The sequence below is a fragment of the Rhizobium rhizogenes NBRC 13257 genome, assembly GCF_000696095.1.
Lineage (GTDB): Bacteria > Pseudomonadota > Alphaproteobacteria > Rhizobiales > Rhizobiaceae > Rhizobium > Rhizobium rhizogenes.
The window spans coordinates 294,391-310,138 of record NZ_BAYX01000002.1; the positions used below are offsets into that span (position 1 = coordinate 294,391).

A 15,748-nucleotide genomic window follows, 5' to 3' on the forward strand; every position below is an offset into this window, starting at 1 on the left:
ATCTTGTCCAAAAACCGCTCAGCACTTTTTGAGACCATGTCCTAGATGATGGTTTGAGAACCTTACCGTCAACATTGTTTCTGTTTTTTCGTCGTTATTCCGTGGAATTTGCGACGGGTTGTTCTTATTTCGCGGCGTCTTCGTGAAAGTGGTTGTAAACCTGCGTCGCCACGGCTTCCGATATGCCTTCGACCGCCATCAGATCGGACAGTGCCGCGCGTGACACGGCCTTGGCGGTGCCGAAGTGTTGCAGCAGCGCCCGCTTGCGCGAGGGGCCGATGCCGCCGATTTCGTCCAGCGGGTTCTTGACCAGCTCCTTCTTGCGCCGCGCCCGGTGCGAGCCGATGGCGAAACGGTGTGCCTCGTCGCGCATGCGCTGGATGAAGTAGAGCACGGGATCGCGCGGCGGCAGGGTGAAGCTCTCGCGGGAAAGGGCGAAGAAGCGTTCGCGGCCGGCATCGCGGTCGACGCCCTTGGCAACGCCGATGGCGATGACGCTGTCGGTGATTCCCAGCTCTTCGAGAATGGCGCGCACCGCCGTCATCTGCCCCTGACCACCATCGATGAGGATGACATCCGGCCAGGCGGGGAAGGATTGATCGGCTGCATCCACGGCGGCAGCCTCCGCCGCGCCGCTGCGATCCGGTATGCCTTCTTCCTTCAACAGACGGGAGAAGCGCCTTGTCATGACTTCGCGCATCATGCCGAAGTCGTCGCCGGGCGTGATGTCGGTCGATTTGATGTTGAACTTGCGGTACTGGCCTTTGACGAAACCTTCCGGCCCGGCCACCACCATGCCGCCGACCGCATTCGTGCCCACGATGTGCGAGTTGTCGTAGATCTCGATGCGCTGCGGCACATAGGGAAGCTGAAACGTCTCCTTGAAGCCCTCGAGCAGCCGAGATTGCGAGGCCGTTTCGGCCAGCTTGCGGCCATGCGCCTCGCGGGCATTAGCAACGACGTGATCGACCAGATCGCGCTTCTCGCCGCGTTGCGGCACCAGGATCGAGACCTTGTGGCCAGCCTTTTCGCCGAGTGCGGCGGCCAGCAGCTCGATTTCCTCGACCGTTTCCGACAATAGGATCTGCTTCGGCACCGGCTTGTCGTCGTAGAACTGCGCCAGGAAGGAGTTCAGCACCTCGGCGCTGGAAAGCGATGGGTCGGCCTTCGGGAAATAGGCGCGGTTGCCCCAGTTCTGGCCGGTGCGGAAGAAAAACACCTGAATGCAGGAGATGCCGCCCTCGTGATGGATGGCAAAGACATCGGCCTCTTCGACGCCAGCGGGGTTGATGCCCTGATGGCTCTGCACATGCGACAGCGCCGCCAGCCGGTCGCGAAAGACGGCGGCGCGCTCGAAATCGAGGTCTTCGGCGGCGGCATTCATCGCCTCGGCCATATGCGCCTTGACGTTCTGGCTCTTGCCGGACAGGAAATCCTTTGCCTCCTGCACCAGCTCGGCATAGCCCTCGTCGCTGATCTCGTGGGTGCAGGGCCCGGAACAGCGCTTGATCTGGTAGAGCAGACAGGGGCGGGTGCGGGTTTCGAAGACGCTGTCGGCGCAGGTACGGATCAGGAAGGCGCGTTGCAGCGAATTGATGGTGCGGCCGACGGCGCCGGCTGAGGCGAAGGGGCCGAAATACTCGCCCTTGCGCGCCCGCGCGCCGCGATGCTTGAAGATTGCCGGTGCCCGATGATTGCCGGTGATGAGAATATAGGGAAAGGACTTGTCGTCCCGCAGCAACACATTGAAGCGCGGCCGCAAGCGCTTGATCAGATTCGCTTCCAGCAGCAGCGCTTCGGTCTCTGTGCGGGTGGTGACAAACTCCATGTTAGCGGTTTCGCGCACCATGCGGGCGATGCGGTTGGAATGCACCCGGCCCATCGCATAGTTGGCGACACGCTTCTTCAGGCTGCGCGCCTTGCCGACATAGAGCACGTCGCCGGCTTCGTTGAACATGCGATAGACGCCGGGATTGTTCGGCAGACGCTTGACGAATTCGGCGATCAGCTCGGCGCCGCGCAGGCCGGTTTCGTTCCTCCCGCCTTCGTTCCAGTCGACAGGCGCGACAGGGGAGGCGCCGGCATCGCTCTCTACCTCGATGTCGTCTTCAGTATCATCTGATTCGTCATAGAGAATGCCGCCGTCGGGCAGCTTTCGTCCGTTCATTCCATGCTCTCCGACACATCAGGCGTTTCCCAGGCAAGGTGCTGGCCGCCATCGAGCGCTATCATTTGGCCCGTGATCGAGGGCGTGTCAAAAAGAAAGCGGACGGTGCGGCCGAATTCCTCAAGCCCGGGCGCGGCCTTCAAAATGAGGCCATCGATCTGCGCCTGGAAATCCTCCTCCGTCTGCCGGATGCTGCGCACCGTCGGGCCTGGGCCGATGGCGTTGACACGGATGCGCGGCGCAAAGCTCTGCGCCATCGTCTGGGTCGCCGTCCAAAGCGCCGCCTTTGACAGCGTATAGGAATAGAAGCGCGGATTGAGCGCCCAGACGCGCTGGTCGACGATGTTGACGACCAGCCCTGGAATCCCCTCCGGAAGTTGGCGCGCGAAATCGGCTGCGAGGATAGAAGGCGCGCGGACATGCACGGCGAAATGCGCGTCAAAGGCTTCGGCATCGAATCGGTCGGCAGAATCACCCTGGAAAACAGAGGCGTTGTTGACCAGCAGATCCAGCGGTCCGAGCTCCGAAACGACCCTTTCGATCAGCGTCGACGTCTCCGCCGAATTTTGCAGGTCGGCCTTGATCGCAATCGCCTTTTTGCCCTGTTGCCGCAATGTTGCCGCAATCTCGACCGCCTCGGCGAACGATCGGTTGGCGTGTAGCGCCACCGCAAAGCCGTTCGCCGACAAATCCTCGGCCATTGCTCGGCCTATTCTTTTTGATGCACCTGTTATCAGCGCGGTGCGTAGTTTTTCCTGGCTCAAGATGCTGCCTTTTCCTCGCCGTTGCCCAACAGAAACTCATATAGGGCGTCGATACACCATATGAAATGGTGCTTATGCAACACAAGCGGCAACGATAACCAGTGTAAAGCTTTAGATATATTTGAGGTAAAATAAGTATACGCGCTTTAACCATTCGTTATGGTTAACAATTCGTCTGTTGCGCTGAAGCAACATCGAAATTCAGCCACGTGTGTGCCACAATGATATCATAATTTAGCTCTTCGATTTCCTCATTTGCATTCCAATTTCAGTGTCGATCCGGGAGGGGACATTTAGTAATTGCTCGTGGTGCTCCGAAGTCGACAACAGTAGACGAAGAACACGAGCCTGAAAGGAGAAAAGTATGCGTACTCTTATCAAGACCCTCATGGTCTCCGCCTTTGCTATTGGCGGCTTCAATGCAGCTTATGCAGCTGACGCCGTAGAGCAGATTCCGCAGCCGCCGGTCGCTCAGGAAGCGGCTCCGGCCATCAACAACTGGTCCGGTTTCTACATCGGTGGCGCTGGCGACTGGAACAAGGGTCACTTCAGCCGCAACGGTAACGGCTACGGCTTCGGCGGCGAGGCCTTCACCGGCTACAACTGGCAGCAGGGCCAGATCGTATACGGTGTTGAAGCCGACCTTGGTTACGCTGGCATCGACTCGACCCGCAACGGCCTGACTGCCAAGAACGGCGTCAACGGCTCGGTTCGCGGTCGTCTCGGTTACGACTTCAACCCGTTCATGCTGTACGGCACGGCCGGTCTGGCAATCGGCCAGAACAAGCTTTCCGACGATACCTCGTCTGACAGCAAGACGGCTGTTGGCTACACGGTTGGTGCAGGTGCTGAAACCTTCATCACCAACAACGTAACGGCTCGTCTCGAGTACCGTTACACCGACTACGGCAAGAAGAACTTCGACCTCGACTCCGGCAACTTCTCTCGCGGTTACGACGAGCAGAGCGTTAAGGTCGGTATCGGCGTGAAGTTCTAATAATCTGACAGCAATGTCTGACGAAGAAGCCGGGGTTTTGCCCCGGCTTTTTTCGTTTCAGCATGCTGGCGGCTCCGCGCATTCGTCATACGGGGGAGCTTGACGGCAATCAGCCCTGCGGCTTCATCGCCTGATAGTCGGGAAAATGCTTTTCGAACTTGCGCGCCCAGGCGATCAGGTCGGCATGATCTGCTTCCCATTCTCCTTCGAACCGCAGCTGCAGGTAGCCGAGCAGGGCGGCCAGGGCAAAGTGTCCGCCATGCAGCTTCTTGCCGATCTTCGGCGGCTCGGCATTGAGATGGGTGAGGGCGCGGCCGACCTTTGTCCACTGGCGGTCGATCCAGGGCTGATGCTGCTTGTCCGAATCGCGCAGCCGGCGTTCGTAAACGATCGACAGCAGGCATTCGGCGGTACCGTCGCAAAGCGCTTCCAGCACCTCGACTTCGGTGCGCTTGCCATCCTTGGCGGGATAAAGCGTCTTGCCCTTCATCCGGTGGAAATAATGCATGATGGAGCGGCTGTCGAAGATCGCTTCGCCGTCATCCGTCAGCAGCGTCGGGATCTTGCCGAGCGGATTGTTGTCGACCAGCACGTTCGGCCCGGCATTGGTATCGACGCGGATTTCGTTGAGCTCGATGCCGAGATGCCGGGCGGCCATCCGCACCTTGCTGGAAAAAGGAGAGGTGGACGAGCAGAGAAGCCTCATGGATTCACCTTGTCATGTGCGGAATGAAATTCAGTGTTCGCCGCGCAGCCAGAAGGCCCGTTGCGAGGCAAAACGATCCTGCGCCAGCATATCTTTCAGCGCCGGCAGCAGCGCGTGCAGCTCGTCCTTCAGCGTGAAGGGCGGATTGACGATGATGAGACCGGAGCCTGTCAGCCCGGTGAAGCCCCGGTCGCTCTTGACCGTCAGTTCGGCGCAGAGGACCTTGGGGATCTCCAATGCCTGCAGCGTCTCGTGGAAGGCCTTGATCGGCGCATCCTTCTTGATCGGATACCAGAGGCAATAGGTGCCGCCGGGAAAACGGCGCCAGGCTTTGGCAAGGCCATCCGCCAGCCGCTCATATTCGTCCTCTTCCTCGAAGGGCGGGTCGACCAGCACAATGCCGCGCTTCTCCTTCGGCGGCAGATGTGCGCCGAGCGCCAGCCAGCCATCGAGCTCGGTGATGCGCGCATGGTGGTCGCCCTCGAACAGCCGGTGCAGCCGCTGGAAGTCCTCGGGGTGCAGCTCCATCGCCGATAGCCGGTCCTGCGAGCGGAACAGCATGCGGGCGAGCTTCGGAGAACCGGGATAGAATTGCAGGCCGCCATCGGGGTTGAGTTCGCGAACGGCGGTCAGATAGGGTTCCAGCAGCTCGGCGAGCTGCGGCACGAGCTCGGCATCGAGAAGCCGGCCGATACCATCCTGCCATTCGCCGGTCTTCTGCGCCTCCTCCGAAGAGAGGTCGTAGAGCCCGATGCCGGCATGGGTATCCAGAACGCGGAACGCCTTGTCCTTGTTCTGCATGTAGCGGACGAGCCGGGCAAGCACTGCGTGCTTGAGCACATCGGCGAAATTGCCTGCGTGGTAGATATGCCGATAGTTCATTTTCGGTGAAGTCCGTATGAATTGTTGCGATGGGCGAGATTATGCCTTTTGGCCGGACATGGCTTGAAATATACAAATACGATGAACATTGCGACCCCCATTCCCACCAAATCCAAGATAGGCCACACGGCCTGTCCGCACGACTGTCCCTCCACCTGCGCGCTGGAGATCGATCTGACCGAGGATGGCAAGGTCGGTCGGGTGCGCGGCGCAAGGGACCATTCCTATACGTCGGGCGTCATTTGCGCCAAGGTCGCCCGCTATGCCGAGCGGCTTTATCATCCCGACCGGCTGATGAAGCCGTTGCGCCGCGCTGGCGCCAAGGGCGAGGGACGCTGGCAGGAGCTCTCCTGGGACGACGCGCTGGACGAGATCGCCAATGCCTTCGTCAAGGCCGAGGCGCGGGACGGCAGCGAGGCTGTCTGGCCCTATTATTACGCCGGCACCATGGGCCTGGTGCAGCGCGACAGCATCAATCGCCTGCGCCATGCCAAGCGCTATTCCGGCTTCTTCTCCTCGATCTGCACCAATCCCGCCTGGACCGGCTTCACCATGGCGACGGGCACGCTGCGCGGCCCCGATCCCCATGAAATGGGCCGTACCGACTGCGTCGTCATCTGGGGCACCAATGCCGTCGCCACCCAGGTCAATGTGATGACCCACGCGGTGAAGTCGCGCAAGGAGCGCGGCGCTAAGATCGTCGTCATCGATATCTACGACAATCCGACGATGAAGCAGGCCGATCTGGCGCTGATCGTCAAGCCGGGCACGGATGCGGCGCTGGCCTGCGCCGTCATGCACGTCGCCTTCCGTGATGGCTATGCCGACCGTGCCTATATGGCTAAATTTGCCGACGATCCTGCCGGTCTGGAAGCGCATTTGCAGACGAAGACGCCGGAATGGGCGGCGGCTATCACCGGCCTGTCGGTCGATGAGATCGAAGCCTTTGCCAGGCTCGTTGGCACCACGAAGAAATCCTATTTCCGCCTCGGCTACGGCTTCACCCGCCAGCGCAACGGTGCCGTGGCCATGCATGCGGCGGCTTCGATCGCTACCGTGCTCGGCTCCTGGCAATATGAGGGCGGCGGTGCCTTCCATTCCAACAGCGATATCTTCCGCATCGATGGCAGCGAGCTGACCGGTCGTTCGATGCTGGATCAGGATGTCCGCATGATCGACCAGTCGCAGATCGGCCGGGCGCTCACCAGCGATGCCGTGGCGCTGCGCCATCGCGGGCCGGTGACGGCCATGCTGATCCAGAACACCAATCCGGTGAACATCGCGCCGGAACAGCGGCTGGTAAAGCGCGGCTTTGCCCGCAACGACCTCTTCGTCGCCGTGCACGAACAATTCATGACCGATACCGCCGAAATGGCCGATATCGTCATTCCGGCCACCATGTTCGTCGAGCATGACGATATCTACCGTGCCGGCGGCCAGAACCACATTCTGCTCGGCCCCAAGCTGGTCGAGCCGCCTTCGACCGTGCGCAGCAATCTCTTCGTCATCGAGGAACTGGCCAAGCGCCTTGGCGTCGCCGATCGTCCCGGCTTCGGTTTTTCCGCACGCGAAATGGTGGACCGTATCCTGTCGGATAGTGGCCTGCCGGATTACGATTATTTTCTCGAGCATAAATGGTTCGACCGTCAGCCGGCTTTCGAGGAAGCGCATTTCCTCAACGGTTTTGCCCATTCCGACGGCAGGTTCCGTTTCCGCCCGGACTGGGTCAACCAGCCCGCTCCGAACCGCCCGCCGGAAGCCGTTGGCTTGCTCGGCCCGCACATTGAGCTGCCGGAGTTTCCCGATCAGGTCGATGTCATCGAAGTCGCCGATCCGGATCATCCCTTCCGGCTTGCCACCTCGCCGGCACGCAATTTCCTGAATTCGAGCTTTGCGGAGACCAAGACCTCGCGCCAGAAGGAAGGCCGCCCGGAGGTGATGATCAATCCCGCGGACGCCGCAGCGCTTGAGGTCATCGAAGGCGATCTCGTCCAGATCGGCAATGTCAGGGGCGACATCCGCCTCCATGCGCGCATCACGACGGAGGTAAAGCCCGGCGTGTTGATCGCCGAGGGCCTGTGGCCGAACAAGGCGCATGTGGATGGCGAGGGGATCAATGTGCTCACCGGCGCCGATCCCGTCGCGCCCTATGGCGGCGCGGCTGTCCACGACAACAAGGTTTGGCTGCGCAAGGATGCGAAATGAATAAGTTTGAAAAGGCCAAGGTCGAGATCGTCAGCGAGAAGACGCTCTCGGATCAATGGACACGGCTCAGCAACTACGACATCGACTATACGGATTCCAGCGGCGAGACGCACCGGCTGAAGCGCGAGATCTATCACCGCACGCCGGCCGCCTGCATCTTGCTCTACGATCCCAAGCGCGAGACGGTCATCCTCGTGCGGCAGTTCCGCCTGCCGGCCTATCTCACCGGCTTTCCCGCCTGGATGATCGAAGTGCCGGCCGGCTTGCTCGATGGCGATCATCCGGAAGAGGCGATCCGCCGCGAGGCGATGGAGGAAACCGGTTTCCGGGTCCGCGATATCAGGTTTCTTTTCAAGACATTCACCTCGCCCGGCGCGGTCACCGAAATCATCCATTTCTTCGCCGCTGTCGTCGACACCACCGACCGTATCGCTGATGGCGGCGGGCTTGCCGACGAACATGAGGACATCGAGGTGCTCGAAGTCCGGCTGGCCGACGCGGTGGCGATGATCGAAGCGGGCGAGATCTATGACGCCAAGACGGTCATGTTGCTGCAATGGGCGGCACTGAACAAGGCGAGCTTGGGATAGGCCGTTTGGAAGCGTGCGAGCACTGTCAAAATCAGTGCTACGATCTTCATCACGGCGTCACGAATCGCGCCTATCGGGAGGCATTCGCCGGATAGGTCCGGACCATTGTCATATGTTTGAAACAATTGACGCTATTCCAGGAGAAAGCCGATGTGGCTCAGCAATTTCAAGCTCGTTCTTCCCAATGAGGTGGTCGATCAGGGTTCCATTCGCATCGAGGACGGCGTGATTGCCGAGATCCGCACCGAACAAGTTTCGAATGCGACCTTCGATGGCGGTGGACGGTTGCTGATGCCGGGCTTTGTCGATCTGCATGGCGACATGATCGAGCGCGAGATCGCACCGCGGCCGAATGCCACCATGCCGATCGATTTCGGCATCCACGAACTTGACAAGAAGCTTGCTGCTGCCGGCGTCACCACCGCTTACGCCGCCGTCTCCTTCGCCACGGAAAGCGTCTACGGCCACGTCCGTTCGCTAGAGACCACTTCGGCTGTTATCAAGGGCATCAGCAGCCTGCGTGACCACCTGCTCATCGACCATCGCGTCCACGCCCGCTACGAGATCACCAATATCGGCGCCGCGCCGACGCTGGAGCGGCTGCTGGAGGATGGCGTCGTCGATATGGTGTCGCTGACCGACCACACGCCGGGGCAGGGGCAGTACAACAATATCGAGGCCTATGTCCTCAGCATGTCCGAGCGCCGCTCCATGTCGCGGGAGGCGGCAGAGGACGTGGTCGCTCGCCGCATCGCCATGCGGCAGGATCCGGATATCGAACGCAAGCTACGCGACATTGTCCGCCTGTCCCTGAAGCACAAGCTGTCGCTCGCATCGCATGACGACGACAGCGCCGAGAAGGTGGCCGAGATGCATGATCTCGGCGTCACGATCAGCGAATTCCCTGTGACGCTGCCGGCTGCCGAAGAAGCGCGCCGTCGTGGCCTCTGGACGCTGATGGGTGCGCCGAATGCGCTGCGCGGTCAGTCCATGTCGGGCAATCTGAGCGCCCTTGATGCAGCGAAAGCGGGCCTGCTTGGCATCATCGCCGCCGATTATCATCCTGCCGCCTTCGTGCCGGCGATCTTCAAGATTGCCGAAGTTGCCAGCGGCGGCCTGCCAGCGGCGGTCGCCATGGCAACAGCAAATGCCGCGCGCTCTGCCGGCCTGACGGATCGCGGCGAGATCGCCATCGGCCAGAAAGCCGATCTGGTGGCTGTCGAGCATGGTGCGGTTCATCGCATCCGCGCGACCTTCCGCAACGGCCGCGTCGTCTATAGCGACGGCACGCTGCATCCGCTGATGGCCATGGCTGCCTGAGGGGACGTTCGACTAGATCCGGCTGACGTCGCCAAGCAGGGACAGAATCTGCTGGCCAGCGGCAGCCGGTGCCTTTGCCGTGGTAACGGCCTTGCCGCTTTCCATCCGGACCTTGCCTTCCGCCAGCAGCCGCAGCGACTGAGGATAGAGCTGATGCTCGATCGTCAGCACGCGCGCAGCCAGCGCGTCGGCGGTATCATCGGTCAGCACCGGCACGGCCGCTTGGCCGATCACCGGACCTTCGTCCATGCCTTCGGTGACGAAATGCACGGTGCAGCCGGCGATCCGCTGGCCTGCGTCGATGGCACGCTGATGCGTGTGCAGGCCAGGGAAAAGCGGCAGCAGCGACGGATGAATGTTGATAATCCGGCCTTCGTAGCTCTGGATGAAGCGGCCGGTGAGCAGGCGCATATAGCCGGCAAGGCAGATGATGTCGGGCGAAAGCGCCGAGAGCTGCGCGAGGATGGCCTCCTCATGCGCGTCCTTGCTGGCGAAATCCTTGCGCACGAAGGCGTAGGTGGCAATGCCCTCGGCGGCGGCCTTCGCCAGCCCGCCCGCATCCGCCTTGTCGGAAATGACGGCGACGATTTCGGCCGGATAGTCTGAAGCCGCAGCCGCCTTGACCAGCGCCATCATGTTGGAGCCGCTGCCCGAAATGAAGACGACGACGCGTTTGCGGGCCGAACTCATAGATCTAGCGTACCCTTGTAGACGGTGCCGGCAGCGCCTTCGTCGCGGGCGATCATGCGGCCGAGCGTGACGATGGATTCGCCTTCGGCCTCGAGCGCCGCCTTGACGGTATCGACATTCTCGGCGGCGACGACGGCGATCATGCCGATGCCGCAATTGAAGGTGCGCAGCATTTCCTTGGCCTCGACACCGCCGGTCTTGGCGAGCCACGAGAATACCGGCGGCACCTTGACGGCGGTGAGATCAATCTCCGCGGCGAGGTGCTTCGGCAATACGCGCGGAATGTTTTCCGGAAAGCCGCCGCCGGTGATGTGGGCGAGCGCCTTGATGGCATGGGTCTCACGGATCGCCTTCAGAAGCGGCTTCACATAGATGCGCGTCGGCGTCAGCAGGGCTTCACCGAGCGCCTTGCCTTCTGCGAAGGGAGCAGGCGCATCCCAGGCGAGGCCGGAGAGATCGACGATCTTGCGCACCAGCGAGAAGCCGTTGGAATGAACGCCGGAGGAGGCGAGGCCGAGAATGACGTCACCCTCTGCGATATCGCCGGAGGGAAGAAGCTGGCCGCGTTCGGCCGCACCCACGGCAAAACCGGCAAGGTCATAGTCGCCGTCGGAATACATGCCCGGCATTTCCGCCGTCTCGCCGCCGATCAATGCGCAGCCCGCCTCGCGGCAGCCGGCAGCAATGCCGCCGACGATCGCCGCACCCTGATCGGGGTCGAGCTTGCCGGTGGCGAAATAATCGAGGAAGAACAGTGGCTCTGCGCCCTGGACGACGAGGTCGTTGACGCACATGGCGACGAGGTCGATGCCGACGGTGTCGTGATAGTCGGCGTCGATGGCGATCTTCAGCTTGGTGCCGACGCCGTCATTGGCGGCAACCAGCACCGGATCGGTGAAGCCTGCGGCCTTCAGGTCGAAGAGGCCGCCGAAGCCGCCGATTTCGCCATCGGCGCCAGGACGGCGCGTCGAACGCACGGCGGGTTTGATCTTTTCGACCAGCAGGTTGCCGGCATCGATATCGACGCCCGCGTCGCTATAGGTCAGACCGTTTTTTCCAGACTGGCTCATGCTTACGCCTCCGATGGCCGCCCTTCAATCGCGACAGGGCCTTGATCGGGTCGCCATTGCATGACGTGGGCCTTTATGCAAGGCGCTAACATAGGTAAACCCTCGATTTTCCCCGCTTCACAGTGCCTGAAGGCCGATTTCCGGCCGCAGGCTTGACCATAATTGCGGCGTCATCCTATGTCCTAAGCGAGCGACAGCAGGGCGGCGAGCAGTGGGGACGACGATGAAGCAACAAGTCAGCGGGACGAGCCTCAAGCGTCAGGTCACCTTCTGGGTGGTCGTGCTCGCCATCTTTATCGTCTTTCTCTACCTCTTCAGCTCGATCCTCTTGCCCTTCATCGCCGGCATGGCAGTTGCTTATTTCCTCGATCCGGTTGCCGACCGGCTGGAAAGGATCGGCCTCAGTCGGCTGATGGCGACGGTGGTGATCCTCGTTGCCTTCGTGCTGTTCTTCGCGCTGGCGCTGACGATCGTCATTCCGATCATCATCAATCAGTTCAATGATTTCGTCCAGCACATACCGGGCTATGTGCAGCAGCTGCAGCAGCTCATCGCCAAGACGCAGACGATGGTGCTGCCGGACTGGGTCCGCAACCAGCTCGGCGTCATCAAGGACAATTTCTCCAATATCATGTCGGAAGGGCTGAGCTTCGTCGGCGGTTTGTTCGCGCAGATCTGGAGTTCCGGCAAGGCGCTGGTCAACATCATCTCGCTGATGGTCGTCACTCCCGTGGTCGCTTTCTATATGCTGCTCGACTGGGATCGCATGATTGCCAAGGTCGATGCCTGGGTGCCGCGCGACCAGGTCGCCACCGTCCGCCAGATTGCCACCGAGATCGATCAGTCGATCGCCGGCTTCATCCGTGGCCAAGGCTCGCTCTGCATCATCCTCGGCGTCTATTATGGCGTCGGCCTGTCGCTGGTCGGCCTGAATTTCGGTCTGTTGATCGGGTTCTTCGCCGGCATGATCAGCTTCATCCCCTATGTCGGCTCACTGGTTGGCCTGTTCATCGCGGTCAGTGTCGCGCTGGTGCAGTTCTGGCCGGATTATATCTGGGTCGGCCTCACGCTCGCCGTCTTCTTCACCGGCCAGTTCCTGGAAGGCAATGTGCTTCAGCCGAAGCTGGTCGGCGAAAGCGTCGGCCTGCATCCGGTCTGGCTGATGTTCGCGCTTTTCGCCTTCGGCGCGCTCTTCGGTTTCGTCGGCCTGCTGGTCGCCGTTCCGGCCGCGGCCGCCTGTGGTGTGCTTGTTCGCTTCGCCCTTTCGCGGTACCTTCAGAGCGACCTTTATTATGGACACTCGGAAGCCGACAAGGCGCGCAGAGCCAAGGCCGGCAATCCTGAGAAAAACTAGACATGACCGATGTGAAGAACGCTGATTTGAGGCGCAAGCCCGCCGAACAGCTACCCTTGGCCTTTACCCATGATGCCGCAAGCGGCCGCGACGACCTGCTGGTTGCCGATCCCTTGAGCGCGGCAGTGAGGATCGTCGATTCCTGGCCGCAATGGCCGTCGCCGGTGGTCATTCTCGCTGGACCCGTCGGTTCAGGAAAATCGCATCTCGCCAGCATCTGGTGCGAGAGAAGCGGCGCTGTCCCGATCCATCCGAAAGCGGGCTCGGACGCAGCCGTCATCGCGGCGAATGGGCCGGTCGTCTTCGAGGATGTCGATCGCCTGGGCTTCGACGACACCGAGCTCTTCCACGTCATCAACAGCGTCCGGGAAAACGGCACGGGTCTACTGATGACGAGCAGGCTTTGGCCGATGTCCTGGCCGGTCACGCTGCCCGACCTGCGCTCGCGGCTGAAGGCGGCGACCGTCGTCGAAATCGGCGAGCCGGATGAAGAATTATTGTCGCAGGTGATCGTAAAGCTCTTTGCCGATCGGCAGCTTTATATCGATGACAAACTTGTCCTTTATATCGTCAATCGGATGGAGCGGTCCCTGAATGCCGCGCAGTTGATCGTCGACCGGCTGGACCGGCTGGCGCTTGGCCGCGGCACGAGAATTACACGCATACTGGCCGCTGAAGTCTTGAATGAATTGGGCAATTCCGGCCCGGCAGATTGAGCGGCAGGTGAACTGTCACAGTTCCGTCGTCAAACTGCTATACGTGGCAAGGTCTCAGATGAGGGTAGGTGGAACATGGACTCGGCAGTAACGGAACAGCAGGACGCCAACCAGCAGGCCACGGAGGCCGTGCCGCCGATCAACGAGCTGCTGAGCAGCCCCGAACGCTTCATCAATCGTGAATTTTCCTGGCTGCAGTTCAATCGCCGCGTCCTCGAGGAAACGCTGAACACGGCGCATCCGCTTCTGGAGCGCATCCGCTTCCTCTCCATTTCTGCCGCCAACCTCGATGAATTCTTCATGGTGCGCGTCGCAGGCCTCGAGGGCCAGGTTCGCCAAAAGATCCTGGTGCGTACGCCGGATGGCAAGACGCCCGCCGAACAGCTCGACGATATCCTGCGCGAGATCGACAACCTGCAGATGGAGCAGCAGGCATCGCTTGCCGTGCTGCAACAATATCTCGCCAAGGAAGACATTCTGATCGTCCGCCCGCCGGCTCTGTCCGAGGCCGACCGGGTCTGGCTCGCCAATGAATTCGAACAGGCGATCTTCCCGGTCCTGACGCCGCTCTCCATCGACCCGGCGCATCCGTTCCCGTTCATTCCGAACCTCGGCTTTTCGATTGCGCTGCAGCTGAACAGCATGAACGGCCGCGAGCCGATGACGGCGCTGCTGCGCCTGCCGCCGGCGCTCGACCGTTTCGTCCGCCTGCCGGACGCCAGCAACGTCATCCGCTACATCACGCTCGAAGATGTCGTGAACATCTTCATTCAGCGGCTCTATCCCGGCTATGAGGTACAGGGTTCGGGTACGTTCCGCCTCATCCGCGACAGCGATATCGAAGTCGAGGAAGAAGCCGAAGATCTGGTGCGTTTCTTCGAGACGGCGCTGAAGCGCCGCCGCCGTGGTTCGGTGATCCGCATCGAGACCGACTCGGAGATGCCGCTCGAACTGCGCCAGTTCGTGGTGGAATCGCTGAACGTACCGGAAAACCGCATCGCCGTTCTGCCAGGCCTGCTGGCGCTCAACACCCTGTCCGAGATATGCAAGGCTCCGCGCGACGATCTGCGCTTCGAGCCCTACAATGCGCGATTTCCTGAGCGCGTCCGCGAACATGCCGGCGACTGCTTCGCCGCCATCCGCGAAAAGGACATGGTGGTCCACCATCCTTACGAATCCTTTGACGTGGTGGTCCAGTTCCTGATTCAGGCTGCGCGCGATCCTGATGTTCTGGCGATAAAGCAGACGCTATACCGCACCTCCAATGACAGCCCGATCGTGCGTGCGCTGATCGATGCCGCCGATCTCGGCAAGTCCGTGACCGCGCTGGTCGAGCTCAAGGCTCGTTTCGACGAAGAGGCGAATATCCGCTGGGCGCGAGATCTGGAACGTGCCGGTGTGCAGGTCGTCTTCGGCTTTATCGAACTCAAGACGCATTCGAAGATGTCGATGGTCGTACGCCGCGAGGACGGCAAGCTGCGCACCTATTGCCATCTCGGTACCGGCAACTACCACCCGATCACTGCCAAGATCTATACGGACCTGTCCTACTTCACCTGCGACCCGAAGATCGCCCACGACATGGCGAACATCTTCAACTTTATCACCGGCTATGGCGAGCCGGAGCCGAGCACGAAGATTGCCGTTTCGCCCTATACGCTGCGCCCGCGCATCCTCCAGCACATCGAGGAGGAAATCGAGCACGCCAAGAGCGGCAAGCCGGCGGCGATCTGGATGAAGATGAATTCGCTGGTTGATCCCGACATCATCGATGCGCTTTATCGCGCCAGCAATGCCGGCGTCGAGATTGATCTCGTCATACGCGGCATCTGCTGCTTGCGTCCTCAGGTGCAAGGTCTGTCCGAAAATATCCGCGTCAAGTCGATCATCGGCCGCTTCCTTGAGCACAGCCGCATCTTCTGTTTCGGCAATGGCCATGGCCTGCCGTCGGACAAGGCGCTGGTCTATATCGGCTCGGCCGACATGATGCCGAGAAACCTCGACCGACGTGTCGAAACCCTCGTGCCGCTGACCAACAAGACCGTGCACGAGCAGGTTCTTTCGCAGATCATGCTGGGCAACATCATTGACAATCAGCAGAGCTACGAGATATTGCCGGACGGTACTTCGAGGCGCACGGAGGTGCGTGCGGGGAAAGAGCCGTTCAACGCGCAGCAGTATTTCATGACCAATCCCAGCCTGTCCGGCCGTGGTGAATCGCTGAAATCCAGTGCGCCGAAACTGATCGCCGGGCTATTGTCGGGCCGCAAGAAATAACTGGACCTGC

13 protein-coding genes are annotated in these 15,748 nt (G+C 61.0%); 7 read left to right on the plus strand and 6 right to left on the minus strand.

Features of this window, described 5'->3' with window-relative positions; genetic code table 11:
* Nucleotides 1-124 precede the first annotated feature (124 nt).
* Nucleotides 125-2,167: an excinuclease ABC subunit UvrC gene (uvrC, locus tag RRH01S_RS05425; protein ID WP_042470254.1), complete on the minus strand. Its 2,043-nt coding sequence runs from the start codon at nucleotides 2,165-2,167 to the stop codon at nucleotides 125-127.
* Complete coding sequence (locus tag RRH01S_RS05430; protein ID WP_012651199.1) at nucleotides 2,164-2,931, minus strand: SDR family oxidoreductase; 768 nt, start codon at nucleotides 2,929-2,931, stop codon at nucleotides 2,164-2,166. Before RRH01S_RS05430 ends, uvrC begins: the two co-directional genes overlap by 4 nt.
* Before the next feature lie 364 nt (nucleotides 2,932-3,295).
* Between RRH01S_RS05430 and RRH01S_RS05435 the strand changes: the two genes are divergently transcribed.
* Nucleotides 3,296-3,928, plus strand: a complete 633-nt coding sequence (locus RRH01S_RS05435) for an outer membrane protein (protein ID WP_007702612.1) — start codon at nucleotides 3,296-3,298, stop codon at nucleotides 3,926-3,928.
* A gap of 109 nt (nucleotides 3,929-4,037) precedes the next feature.
* Here the strand turns inward: RRH01S_RS05435 and RRH01S_RS05440 are convergent, their stop codons facing one another.
* Both RRH01S_RS05440 and RRH01S_RS05445 read right to left on the minus strand, forming a co-directional pair.
* A complete protein-coding gene (locus tag RRH01S_RS05440) occupies nucleotides 4,038-4,634 on the minus strand; it encodes a glutathione S-transferase (RefSeq protein ID WP_007702615.1) in 597 nt (198 codons plus the stop codon).
* Between the two features lie 30 nt (nucleotides 4,635-4,664).
* On the minus strand, nucleotides 4,665-5,516 hold the full coding sequence (locus RRH01S_RS05445; protein WP_007702617.1) for a 23S rRNA (adenine(2030)-N(6))-methyltransferase RlmJ: 852 nt from the start codon (nucleotides 5,514-5,516) through the stop codon (nucleotides 4,665-4,667).
* Between the two features lie 81 nt (nucleotides 5,517-5,597).
* Between RRH01S_RS05445 and RRH01S_RS05450 the strand changes: the two genes are divergently transcribed.
* The 3 genes from RRH01S_RS05450 (at nucleotide 5,598) to RRH01S_RS05460 (ending at nucleotide 9,631) form a co-directional block, all read left to right on the plus strand.
* Complete coding sequence (locus RRH01S_RS05450; protein ID WP_012651200.1) at nucleotides 5,598-7,721, plus strand: molybdopterin-containing oxidoreductase family protein; 2,124 nt, start codon at nucleotides 5,598-5,600, stop codon at nucleotides 7,719-7,721.
* The gene (locus tag RRH01S_RS05455; RefSeq protein WP_007702622.1) at nucleotides 7,718-8,311 is read left to right on the plus strand and encodes an NUDIX domain-containing protein; all 594 of its coding nucleotides are present in this window, start codon (nucleotides 7,718-7,720) and stop codon (nucleotides 8,309-8,311) included. Before RRH01S_RS05450 ends, RRH01S_RS05455 begins: the two co-directional genes overlap by 4 nt.
* Nucleotides 8,312-8,461: 150 nt before the next feature.
* Nucleotides 8,462-9,631 (plus strand): alpha-D-ribose 1-methylphosphonate 5-triphosphate diphosphatase, encoded by a 1,170-nt coding sequence (locus RRH01S_RS05460; protein ID WP_012651202.1) that lies wholly within the window; start codon nucleotides 8,462-8,464, stop codon nucleotides 9,629-9,631.
* 12 nt (nucleotides 9,632-9,643) lie between these two features.
* On the opposite strand, the gene purN is transcribed toward RRH01S_RS05460, so the two are convergent.
* Together purN and purM are read right to left on the minus strand one after the other, a co-directional pair.
* Nucleotides 9,644-10,321, minus strand: coding sequence for a phosphoribosylglycinamide formyltransferase (gene purN / locus RRH01S_RS05465; protein ID WP_007702625.1), 678 nt, complete (start codon nucleotides 10,319-10,321; stop codon nucleotides 9,644-9,646).
* Nucleotides 10,318-11,391: a phosphoribosylformylglycinamidine cyclo-ligase gene (purM, locus tag RRH01S_RS05470; protein ID WP_007702626.1), complete on the minus strand. Its 1,074-nt coding sequence runs from the start codon at nucleotides 11,389-11,391 to the stop codon at nucleotides 10,318-10,320. The genes purN and purM overlap by 4 nt, the downstream gene beginning before the upstream one ends.
* A gap of 223 nt (nucleotides 11,392-11,614) precedes the next feature.
* Here purM and RRH01S_RS05475 point away from each other — a divergent pair, with 223 nt between their 5' ends.
* The 3 genes from RRH01S_RS05475 to RRH01S_RS05485 all read left to right on the plus strand — a co-directional run bounded on the left by RRH01S_RS05475 (nucleotide 11,615) and on the right by RRH01S_RS05485 (nucleotide 15,738).
* Nucleotides 11,615-12,745 (plus strand): AI-2E family transporter, encoded by a 1,131-nt coding sequence (locus RRH01S_RS05475; protein ID WP_007702627.1) that lies wholly within the window; start codon nucleotides 11,615-11,617, stop codon nucleotides 12,743-12,745.
* 2 nt (nucleotides 12,746-12,747) lie between these two features.
* Nucleotides 12,748-13,461 carry a DnaA regulatory inactivator HdaA gene (hdaA, locus tag RRH01S_RS05480; protein ID WP_007702629.1) on the plus strand — a complete coding sequence of 238 codons (714 nt, stop codon included), beginning with the start codon at nucleotides 12,748-12,750 and terminating at the stop codon, nucleotides 13,459-13,461.
* A gap of 75 nt (nucleotides 13,462-13,536) precedes the next feature.
* Nucleotides 13,537-15,738 carry an RNA degradosome polyphosphate kinase gene (locus RRH01S_RS05485; RefSeq protein ID WP_007702632.1) on the plus strand — a complete coding sequence of 734 codons (2,202 nt, stop codon included), beginning with the start codon at nucleotides 13,537-13,539 and terminating at the stop codon, nucleotides 15,736-15,738.
* Nucleotides 15,739-15,748: the final 10 nt, after the last annotated feature.